Genomic DNA, 8,694 nt, shown 5'->3' with positions numbered 1-8,694 from the left:
GTCCGCACCGGATGCGCCGGAGCCGTCGCGGACGTGCTCGCGGAACCGCTGGGCGAGGGCACGGTCAGGGCCGTGCTCGACCGGGGTGACCGCGGGCGCACCGGCTTCGAACGGCTCGGTGACGGTGAACTCCGTTACGCGGCACTCGCGTTGGTGCTCCTGACCGGCCCCGGCGTTCTGGAGGTGGACCCGCCGGGCGAGGTCCCCGCCGCGATGCAGACCCTCACCGTCCTCGCCGACGGCCTCGATCGCGGACTGGACGTACGGCAACGGGCCGAACTGCTGCGGCTCGCCGCCCGGATGTGCGAGCGCGGGCACATCCGGCTGGTCGGCGCGGTGAGCGACGCGTCCTGGGCGGACCGGGTCGAGGGGGTCACGGTGGTACACCTGGAGCCGTGACAGAACATCTCGACGTGGCGAAACTGCAGCGCAGACTGGCCGAGTTCGCCGCCGCGCGGAACTGGCAGCCCTACCACACCCCCAAGAACCTCGTCGCCGCGCTCAGCGTGGAGGCCTCCGAACTGGTCGAGATCTTCCAGTGGTTGACCCCCGAGGAGTCCGCGCGGGTCATGGACGACCCGGGCAGCGCGCACCGGGTGCGGGACGAAGTCGCCGATGTGCTCGCCTACTTGCTGCAGCTGTGCGAGGTGCTTGGCATCGACCCGCTCGCCGTGCTGGAGGCGAAGATCGACCGGAACGAGGACAGGTTCCCCCGGCCGTAATGGACAAGTTGGGGGAGCGGGCGCGTCCATTTTCACTCTCCGGAGTCATTCATCTGTCCGCAACCGATTTGTTGTCCACAGATTTCCGCCTTCCTCTGGCTTTTCGTCTCAGGGACTCTCACTCTGGGTAGTGGACAAGGGAGTTCGGGCGGACGTGCGAACAGCACGTCGGGATATGACGGGGGCAGTGCATGGACGCGATGCGGCTCATCGTGACGAGCAGGCGTGCCCTGGCCGGAAGCGGCGATGTGCCGCAGACCATGACGGAGGTGTGGCAGGCGCAGGCCCTCGCGCAGGCGATCGGCAGCCGCCTCGCGGTCTTCGGCCCGCCCGAACTGCGCGGCGAGGCACTGGGGTTGACCGAGCTGGCGGGCCGGGGCTGCGGCGTCCTCGACACCCCGGTGCTCGCGATAGAGGACTTACGGGCGGCGCAGCTCACGGAGTTGGGCGACGCCCGCCTCGCTCTCCTCTGCCTGGGCGGCCTGCTCGGCGAGGTCGGCATCGCCCTGGTCGGCATCGCCTGCGCGGCGGACGACGAGGGCACGTACTGGCAGTGCATGGAGGCGATCGACGCGGCCGACGAGTCCAGGGACCGGGTCCTGGAGATGCTGCGAAGACTGGCGGACCGGGAGCGGGCGGAGATACCGGAGCGGGAGGCGGGCTGACCGAGACGTCCGCCTCCGGCGCCGCAGAAGCGTCAGGCGGTCGCGCCGCCCTCCTCGGCGGACACCGACCCCGTGCTTCCGGCCGACTGCAGGTCGGCGTCGAGGGCGGACAGGTCCGCGTTCAGTGACGCCATCAGCTCCTCCATCTGCTGCAACAACCCCTTCGGTTGCGCAGGCCCGCCCTGCTGCGGCACGGCTTCTTCGGACATGACGGCCTCCTCGGCCCGTGGCCTCCGAGAGCGGAGGCCGATGCGGGTGACGCCCCGACGTCGCCTTGCCGGTGCGGGAATCCGGGCGGTCCGGCTCCGCCCGAGCCAACGATCATCACCCGGGCCGGTCACTGGCACGGGCAGCCCCCGTGCGCACGGTTGACGCAATTTCACCCGACCGGGCACGAGTGGGGCCACAGGGACCGGTGGGGTTGACCGGCACCCCGGCGTGCAGGATGGAGGCATGGATCTTCGCATCTTCACCGAGCCCCAGCAGGGGGCCACCTACGACACCTTGCTCGCCGTGGCCAAGGCCACCGAGGACCTCGGCTTCGACGCCTTCTTCCGCTCCGACCATTTTCTGAGCATGGGCTCCGGCGACGGCCTCCCCGGCCCCACCGATGCCTGGCTCACCCTCGCCGGCCTCGCCCGCGAGACCAAGCGCATCCGCCTGGGCACCCTGATGACGGCCGGCACCTTCCGCCTCCCCGGCGTCCTCGCCATCCAGGTCGCGCAGGTCGACCAGATGTCGGGCGGCCGGGTCGAACTCGGCCTGGGCACGGGCTGGTTCGAGCAGGAGCACAAGGCGTACGGCATCCCCTTCCCGAAGGAGAAGTTCGCCCGCCTGGAGGAGCAGCTCGCGATCGTCACCGGCCTCTGGGAGAGCAAGCCCGGCGACACCTTCGACTTCCACGGCACGTACTACGACCTGACCGACTCGCCCGCGCTGCCCAAGCCCGCGCAGTCCAGGATCCCCGTGCTGATCGGCGGCCACGGCGCGAGCCGTACCCCGAAGCTGGCGGCGAAGTACGCCGACGAGTTCAATATCCCGTTCGCCTCGATCGAGGACAGCGAGCGGCAGTTCGGCCGGGTCCGCGCCGCCGCCGAGGCGGCCGGCCGCAGGGCCGACGACCTCGTCTACTCCAACGCCCTCGTCGTCTGCGTCGGCAAGGACGACCAGGAGGTCGCCCGCCGCGCCGCCGTGATAGGCCGCGAGGTCGACGAACTCAAGGCCAACGGCCTGGCGGGCTCCCCGTCCGAGGTCGTCGACAGGATCGGCCGCTACGCCGAGACCGGCTCCCGGCGCATCTACCTCCAGGTCCTCGACCTCGACGATCTGGACCACCTGGAGCTGATCTCGGCCCAGGTGCAGTCGCAGCTGTCGTGACACCGTGCGGGCGGGGCACCCAGCCCTCGCCCGCCGCCCCACCCCTCCCCAAAAAAAGTGTGACACTTTCGGGGAGACCGACACACTTTTTCAGGACCCCTACCTTGCCCCCGCACCCGCGGAGGCCGCCGCCGGCACCTCCGCGTCGACGCGGGGCCGCCGGCCCGGCAGGAACGCGGCCAGTGCCAGCGCCGCCAGGGCCGCCGCCGAACCGATGCCCATGATCACGCGGAAACCGTTGTGGGAGGGGACCGTCAGCGAGCCGAACGTCGTCGTCATGTGCGCCAGTACGACTCCGGCGACGGCGCTTGAGGCCGACGTACCGATCGAGCGCATCAGGCTGTTTAGGCTGTTCGCGGCGGCCGTCTCGGACAGCGGCACGGCCCCCATGATCAGCGCGGGCATCGCGCCGTAGGCGAAACCGACCCCGGCGGAGATCACACAGCACACCACGACGACCTGCCAGACCGCGGCCAGCATGACGACGCCGAGGCCGTAACCGGCGGCCACGACGAACGCGCCCAGCATCAGGGTGACCTTGGGCCCGGCCGCCGCCGAGATCCGGGCGGACAGCGGTGCCGTGGCCATCATCACCAGGCCGGAGGGGCCGAGCGTGAGGCCCGCCGCGAGCACGGTCTGACCGAGGCCGTAGCCGGTGAGCGTGGGCAGTTGGAGGAGTTGCGGCACGGCCAGCGACATGGCGAACATGGCGAAGCCGAACACCACGGACGCGAGGTTGGTCAGCAGCACCTGGCGCCGCGCGCTGGTACGCAGATCGACCAGGGGCCGGTCGGTACGCAACTCCCACCAGCCCCACACCAGGAGCACGCCGAAGGCCACGACGAACAGTCCGGTCGTCGTCCCGCTGCCCCAACCCCAGTCCGCACCCTTGGAGACGGCGAGCAGCAGACAGACCAGACCGATCGACATCCCGACGCCGCCCACGACGTCGAACCGGCCCCCGCTGCGCACCGCCGACTCCGGTACGAGTGCCACGACGAGCGCGGTCACGACGGCACCGAGCACCGCCGCCGTCCAGAACAGCACATGCCAGTCCGCCTTTTCGGCGATGAAAGCGGCCGTCGGCAGCCCCAGCGCACCGCCCACCCCCAGCGAGGCGCTCATCAGCGCGGTCGCCGATCCCAGCCGCTCCGGCGGGAGTTCGTCGCGCATGATGCTGATGCCGAGCGGGATGACCGCCATCGAGAAGCCCTGCAGCGCCCGTCCGACGATCATCGGCGCGAGCGAGTCGCTGAGCGCGCCGACCACCGAACCGGCTATCAGCAGAACGAGGTTGAGCAGCAGCATCCGCCGCTTGCCGTACATGTCCCCGAGCCGCCCCACCACCGGGTTGGCGACGGCACCGGCGAGCAGGGTCGCGGTGATCGCCCAAGTGGCGTCGGACGGCGAGGAGTTCAGCAGCTTCGGAAGCTCGGGCACGATCGGGATGATCAGCGTCTGCATCAGCGAGACGGTGATGCCACCGAGGGCCAGGACCCAGACGACGGCGCCGGAGCGCGAGGGCCCGGACCCCTCGACGGGCGGGGTGGGGGCGGTGGACGCGGACATGGCGAAGCCTCCGGCTGGTGCGTGCGACAGGGGGCCGAACGAAACGAGTCTGGCATGTTTTTCGTACGCCATACGCAAAATAAATGGAGCCGAGCCCGGAAACTGCCGGAGCGGTAGCCTTCCCCTGTCCGGGCACGGCTGTCGCGGACGGAGAGGCGCAGCGGATGACGCAGGTGGCGACGGGTTCCGGCCGCCGGGGCAGGGGGCGCCCGCCCCGGCTGTCACAGGAGCGGATCGTCGAGGGCGCGGTCGAGGTACTGCTCGCCGAACCGGCCGTCTCCCTCACCATCAAGCGGGTCGCCGACGTCGTCGGCGCCGCCCCCATGGCCCTCTACCGCTACTTCCCGGACCGCGACGCCCTCCTCCAGGCCGCCGCCGACCACGTCCTGGAGGCCATGCGGCGCGACCCGATCCCCGACGGCCCCTGGCCCGACCGGCTCCGCGCCTGGATGCGCGCCGGACAGGCTAACCTCCGCCCCTACCCCCAGCTCATGCCGTACATGACGACGACCCGGCACCCCGCCTGGACCCCCGGCCTCACCCGGCTGCGCGAGATCCTCACCCCGGCCGGCCTCTCCGCCGAGGACCTGGCCCTCGCCGTGACCCTCATCTCCTCGACGCTGATCGGCCACGCCGTCTACGAGGGCTACCGCAGACCCGACGAGGAGATGACGGCCCTCCTCGACGACGCCCCCGCCCCCGACCCCACGGCGGACGCCCTGCGCCCCCTCCTCGCCGACCTCCCCGCCGCACACGCCCGCCTCTTCGACACGATCCTCGACCAGACGGTCACGATGGTGGAACGCCTGGCCGGGAACCCCGCGCAATAACCGAAGGCGCAGCTCGCCCGCCCTGTGCGAAGGTGAGACGGTCGTCCTGCCGAGCCCCCGGGATCACCGACCCCGGGGGCTCTCGCACGTACGGCACCGCACTCATCCACCCGTCGGAGAGGTCCTCCGCATGTTCCTGACGATCAGTACCACCGGCACCCCCGAACTCCCCGCCACCGACCTCGGTTTCCTGCTGCACAAGCATCCCGAGAAGGCGCAGGCGTTCTCCACGTCCTACGGCAAGGCCTACGTCCTCTACCCCGAGGCGGATGCCGGGCGCTGCACGGCGGCGCTGTTGCTGGAGGTCGACGCGGTGGCACTGGTCCGGCGCGGCAAGGGCAAGGGGCGCGGCGGCGCGCCCGACGCCGCACTCGCGCAGTACGTCAACGACCGTCCGTACGCGGCCTCTTCACTGCTCGCCGTCGCACTCAGCGCGGTCTTCTCCAGCGCCATGCGCGGCGTGTGCAACGCCCGCCCCGAGCGCGCCGAACGGCCACTGCCGCTGCGCATCGAGGTGCCCGCGCTGCCCGCCAAGGGCGGCACCGACCTCGTACGGAAGCTCTTCGCACCCCTCGGCTGGACGGTCACCGCCCAACCGGTCGCGCTGGACGCCGAGTTCCCCGAGTGGGGCGACTCGCGGTACGTGAGCCTCGTACTGGAGTCGGAGACGCTGACCCTCGCCGAGGCGCTGCGCCACCTGTACGTCCTGCTCCCGGTCCTCGACGACGCCAAGCACTACTGGGTGGCCCCCGACGAGGTCGACAAACTCCTCCGGGCCGGTGAGGGCTGGCTGCCCGCGCACCCGGAGCAGAAACTCATCACCAGCCGCTACCTGTCCCGCCGTTGGTCCCTCACCCGGGAGGCCATGGAGCGACTGGAACTGGTACGGCTCGCAGAGGCCGACGACAGCGAGGTCGAGGAGATCGACAACGCGGTCGAGCCGGAGACCGAGACCGAGGAGAAGCCGACGCCGCTCGCCGTGCAGCGCCGGGACGCGATCATCGAGGCGCTCAAGACGTCCGGTGCCGGCCGCGTGCTCGATCTCGGTTGCGGGCAGGGGCAGTTGGTGCAGGCGCTGCTCAAGGACACCCGGTTCACGGAGATCGTCGGCGTCGACGTGTCGATGCGCGCGCTCACCATCGCCGCCCGCCGCCTCAAGCTCGACCGCATGGGGGAGCGGCAGGCCTCGCGCGTCCAGCTCTTCCAGAGCTCGCTCGCCTACACCGACAACCGCCTCAAGGGTTACGACGCCGCCGTGCTCAGCGAGGTCGTCGAGCACCTCGACCTGCCCCGGCTGCCGGCGCTGGAGTACGCGGTGTTCGGCGCCGCCCGCCCCAGGACGGTCCTGGTCACCACCCCGAACGTCGAGTACAACGTCCGCTGGGAGACCCTCCCGGCCGGACATGTCCGGCACGGCGACCACCGCTTCGAGTGGACGCGCGCGGAGTTCGGGGAGTGGGCGGGAAAGATTGCCCAACGGCACGGCTACGACGTCGAGTTCGTACCGGTCGGGCCCGACGACCCCGAGGTGGGACCGCCCACCCAGATGGCCGTGTTCGTACAGAAGACAGAGTCAGCGACAGAGACAGCGACATCGAAGGAGGCGAAGGCGGCATGACCGAGACGCAGAACAAGGGGCGAGTCCTGCCCGTCACCGACCTCTCCCTCGTGGTGCTGATCGGCGCCTCCGGCTCGGGCAAGTCCACCTTCGCGCACCGCCACTTCAAGCCGACCGAGATCATCTCCTCGGACTTCTGCCGGGGCCTGGTCGCCGACGACGAGAACGACCAGAGCGCCAGCCGGGACGCCTTCGACGTCCTGCACTACATCGCGGGCAAGCGCCTCGCCGCCGGCCGCCGCACGGTCGTCGACGCGACCAACGTCCAGCAGGACGGCCGACGCCAACTGATCGACCTGGCAAAGCAGTACGACGTGCTGCCCATCGCCATCGTGCTCGACGTACCGGAGGAGGTGTGCGCCGAGCGCAACGCCGCCCGCTCCGACCGGGCCGACATGCCGCGCCGCGTCATCACCCGCCACACCCGCGAACTCCGGCGCTCCCTGCGGAGCTTGGAGCGCGAGGGCTTCCGCAAGGTGCACATCCTGCGCGGAGTGGAGGGCATCGAGAACGCGTCCGTCGTCACCGAGAAGCGCTTCAACGACCTGACCCACCTCACCGGCCCCTTCGACATCCTCGGCGACATCCACGGCTGCGCCGCCGAACTGGAGACCCTGCTCGGCAAGTTGGGCTACGACGACGGCGTCCACCCGGCGGGCCGCACGGCCGTCTTCGTCGGCGACCTCGTCGACCGCGGCCCCGACTCGCCCGGCGTACTGCGCCGCGTGATGTCCATGGTCGGCTCGGGCAACGCGCTGTGCGTACCGGGCAACCACGAGAACAAGTACGGCCGTTACCTCAAGGGCCGCAAGGTCCAGCACACGCACGGCCTCGCGGAGACCATCGAGCAGATGGGGGAGGAGACCGACGAATTCCGTGCGCAGGTACGGGAGTTCATCGACGGACTCGTCAGCCACTACGTCCTCGACGGCGGCAAGCTCGTGGTCTGCCACGCCGGGCTGCCCGAGAAGTACCACGGCCGCACCTCCGGCCGGGTCCGCTCGCACGCGCTCTACGGCGACACGACCGGCGAGACCGACGAGTTCGGCCTGCCGGTGCGCTACCCGTGGGCCGAGGACTACCGGGGCCGTGCCGCGGTCGTCTACGGCCACACTCCGGTCCCCGAGGCCACCTGGCTGAACAACACCATCTGCCTCGACACGGGTGCCGTCTTCGGCGGCAAGCTGACCGCGCTGCGCTGGCCGGAGCGGGAGCTGGTCGACGTACCGGCCGAGCAGGTCTGGTACGAGCCGACCCGCCCACTGCGCACCGAGGCACCCGGTGGCCACGACGGCCGCCCGCTCGACCTGGCGGACGTGCACGGCCGACGGGTGGTGGAGACCCGGCACGCCGGCCGGGTGTCGGTCCGGGAGGAGAACGCGGCGGCGGCCCTGGAGGTCATGAGCCGCTTCGCGGTCGACCCGCGCCTGCTGCCGTACCTGCCGCCGACGATGGCCCCGACGGCGACTTCGCGTGTCGACGGCTACTTGGAGCACCCGGCCGAGGCGTTCGCGCAGTACAAGGACGACGGGGTCGCGCGGGTCGTGTGCGAGGAGAAGCACATGGGCTCGCGGGCGGTGGCGCTGGTGTGCCGGGACGCGGAGACGGCGGCGAAGCGGTTCGGTGTGGAGGGCGGCCCGACGGGGTCGTTGTACACGCGCACCGGCCGCCCGTTCTTCGACGACGCGGCGGTGACCGAGGAGATCCTCGGCCGCCTGCGCACGGCGCTCGACGAGTCGGGCCTCTGGGCGGAACTCGACACTGACTGGCTGCTGCTGGACGCGGAGTTGATGCCGTGGTCGCTGAAGGCGTCCGGGCTGCTGCGCGGTCAGTACGCGGCGGTCGGCGCGGCTGCGGGGGCGGTGTTCCCGGGTGCGCTGGCCGCGCTGGAGGGGGCCGCCGGGCGGGGCGTC

At 71.1% G+C, this 8,694-nt stretch carries 8 protein-coding genes and 1 pseudogene; 7 read left to right on the top strand and 2 right to left on the bottom strand.

The window, feature by feature from the left end; genetic code table 11:
* The 3 genes and pseudogenes from R6V09_RS39145 to R6V09_RS39135 form a co-directional block, all read left to right on the top strand.
* Positions 1 to 399 (top strand): annotated as a pseudogene (locus R6V09_RS39145) (ATP-binding protein); the annotation flags it as partial.
* Complete coding sequence (locus R6V09_RS39140; RefSeq protein ID WP_317886239.1) at positions 396 to 722, top strand: nucleotide pyrophosphohydrolase; 327 nt, start codon at positions 396 to 398, stop codon at positions 720 to 722. The pseudogene R6V09_RS39145 and the gene R6V09_RS39140, both read left to right, overlap by 4 nt.
* Positions 723 to 913: 191 nt before the next feature.
* Entirely contained in the window at positions 914 to 1,387 is a 474-nt protein-coding gene (locus R6V09_RS39135; RefSeq protein ID WP_317886238.1) for a DUF6099 family protein, read from the top strand.
* A 32-nt stretch (positions 1,388 to 1,419) separates the two neighbouring features.
* Here R6V09_RS39135 and R6V09_RS39130 read toward each other — a convergent pair whose 3' ends face one another.
* On the bottom strand, positions 1,420 to 1,596 hold the full coding sequence (locus R6V09_RS39130; RefSeq protein WP_200713655.1) for a hypothetical protein: 177 nt from the start codon (positions 1,594 to 1,596) through the stop codon (positions 1,420 to 1,422).
* Positions 1,597 to 1,840: 244 nt separating this feature from the next.
* On the opposite strand from R6V09_RS39130, the gene R6V09_RS39125 reads away from it, so the two are divergent.
* Complete coding sequence (locus R6V09_RS39125; protein WP_317886237.1) at positions 1,841 to 2,764, top strand: LLM class F420-dependent oxidoreductase; 924 nt, start codon at positions 1,841 to 1,843, stop codon at positions 2,762 to 2,764.
* Positions 2,765 to 2,863: 99 nt separating this feature from the next.
* On the opposite strand, the gene R6V09_RS39120 is transcribed toward R6V09_RS39125, so the two are convergent.
* Positions 2,864 to 4,333 (bottom strand): MFS transporter, encoded by a 1,470-nt coding sequence (locus R6V09_RS39120; protein WP_317886236.1) that lies wholly within the window; start codon positions 4,331 to 4,333, stop codon positions 2,864 to 2,866.
* A gap of 164 nt (positions 4,334 to 4,497) precedes the next feature.
* Between R6V09_RS39120 and R6V09_RS39115 the strand changes: the two genes are divergently transcribed.
* From R6V09_RS39115 to R6V09_RS39105, 3 genes are all read left to right on the top strand, one after another.
* Positions 4,498 to 5,163: a TetR/AcrR family transcriptional regulator gene (locus R6V09_RS39115; protein WP_317886235.1), complete on the top strand. Its 666-nt coding sequence runs from the start codon at positions 4,498 to 4,500 to the stop codon at positions 5,161 to 5,163.
* A gap of 130 nt (positions 5,164 to 5,293) precedes the next feature.
* A complete protein-coding gene (locus R6V09_RS39110) occupies positions 5,294 to 6,781 on the top strand; it encodes a 3' terminal RNA ribose 2'-O-methyltransferase Hen1 (protein WP_317886234.1) in 1,488 nt (495 codons plus the stop codon).
* Positions 6,778 to 8,694 (top strand): polynucleotide kinase-phosphatase (locus R6V09_RS39105; RefSeq protein ID WP_317886233.1); only part of this gene is annotated, 1,917 nt, incomplete at its 3' end. The genes R6V09_RS39110 and R6V09_RS39105, both read left to right, overlap by 4 nt.

Source organism: Streptomyces sp. W16, assembly GCF_033194735.1.
Classification (GTDB): domain Bacteria; phylum Actinomycetota; class Actinomycetes; order Streptomycetales; family Streptomycetaceae; genus Streptomyces.
The sequence above is the reverse complement of the archived record's forward strand: the minus strand, read 5'-3'. Positions and strand labels throughout refer to the sequence as shown.

Bases quoted from the DNA above. Each gene is read 5' to 3' on its own strand.
- R6V09_RS39135 (WP_317886238.1), top strand. From the start codon at position 914: ATGGACGCGATGCGGCTCATCGTGACGAGCAGGCGTGCCCTGGCCGGA.
- R6V09_RS39130 (WP_200713655.1), bottom strand. From the start codon at position 1,596: ATGTCCGAAGAAGCCGTGCCGCAGCAGGGCGGGCCTGCGCAACCGAAG.
- R6V09_RS39125 (WP_317886237.1), top strand. From the start codon at position 1,841: ATGGATCTTCGCATCTTCACCGAGCCCCAGCAGGGGGCCACCTACGAC.
- R6V09_RS39120 (WP_317886236.1), bottom strand. From the start codon at position 4,333: ATGTCCGCGTCCACCGCCCCCACCCCGCCCGTCGAGGGGTCCGGGCCC.
- R6V09_RS39115 (WP_317886235.1), top strand. From the start codon at position 4,498: ATGACGCAGGTGGCGACGGGTTCCGGCCGCCGGGGCAGGGGGCGCCCG.
- R6V09_RS39110 (WP_317886234.1), top strand. From the start codon at position 5,294: ATGTTCCTGACGATCAGTACCACCGGCACCCCCGAACTCCCCGCCACC.